This is a genomic window from Pantoea sp. ICBG 1758 (genome assembly GCF_002928325.1).
In the GTDB taxonomy this organism is placed as follows: domain Bacteria; phylum Pseudomonadota; class Gammaproteobacteria; order Enterobacterales; family Enterobacteriaceae; genus Pantoea; species Pantoea eucrina.
The window spans coordinates 1-856 of the sequence record NZ_POWL01000020.1 but is presented as its reverse complement, the minus strand read 5'-3'; the positions used below and the strand labels follow the sequence as shown (position 1 = coordinate 856).

Genomic DNA, 856 nt, shown 5'->3' with positions numbered 1-856 from the left:
ATGCTGATCGTCTGGCTGCAGGGCATCTGGCTGCCGCTGCACGGCTACGACTACGAGGACACCCCGCTGTGGGCGGGCATCTACCTGGTGCCGCTGACCATCGGCTTCCTCGCCGCCGGACCGATCGCCGGCCACCTCTCGGACCGCTTCGGCGCCCGGCTGTTCGCGGCCGGCGGCCTGGTCGTGATGGCCGGCTCGTTCGCCGGACTGCTGGTCCTGCCCACCGACTTCGGGTACGTCTGGTTCGCCCTGCTGGTGTTCCTCAACGGCCTCGGCGGCGGCCTGTTCGCCGCCCCCAACACCGCGCTGGTGATGTCCAGCGTCCCGGCCGCCGACCGCGGCGCCGCCTCCGGCATGCGGGCGACGTTCCAGAACGCCGGCATGGTGCTGTCCATCGGCGTGTTCTTCTCGCTGATGGTCGCCGGCCTGGCCGGCTCGCTCCCGCAGACCCTCACCGACGGCCTCACCGGACAGGGCGTCTCGGTGGGCGACGCCCACGCGGTGGCCCAACTCCCGCCCGTCGGGATGCTGTTCGCGGCCTTCCTGGGCTACAACCCGATCCACGAACTGCTCGGCCCGCAGGTGCTCTCCGGCCTGCCCGCCGCCAACGCCCAGACCCTCACCGGACGGGACTTCTTCCCGCACCTGATCTCCGGACCGTTCCACGACGGCCTGATGGTGGTCTTCTCGCTCGCCATCGCGATGTCGCTGGTCGCCGCCCTGGCCTCGCTGCTGCGCGGCCGCCGAACCGGTACCGTCGGCGACGACAGCCCCGAGGACGGGACGAGCCCCGTCCCGGACGGGGACGCCGCGGTCTCCCGGGGCGCGGCGTGACGTGAACGAGACGGCGGAACAG

Annotated in this window: 1 protein-coding gene; it reads left to right on the top strand. The window is 72.3% G+C overall.

Going from position 1 to position 856, the window contains the following annotated elements; all coding sequences use genetic code 11:
* Window positions 1-834: MFS transporter (locus C1Y41_RS19680; protein WP_146065248.1), on the top strand; the 834-nt coding region annotated here is incomplete at its 5' end.
* Between the last annotated feature and the right edge of the window lie 22 nt (window positions 835-856).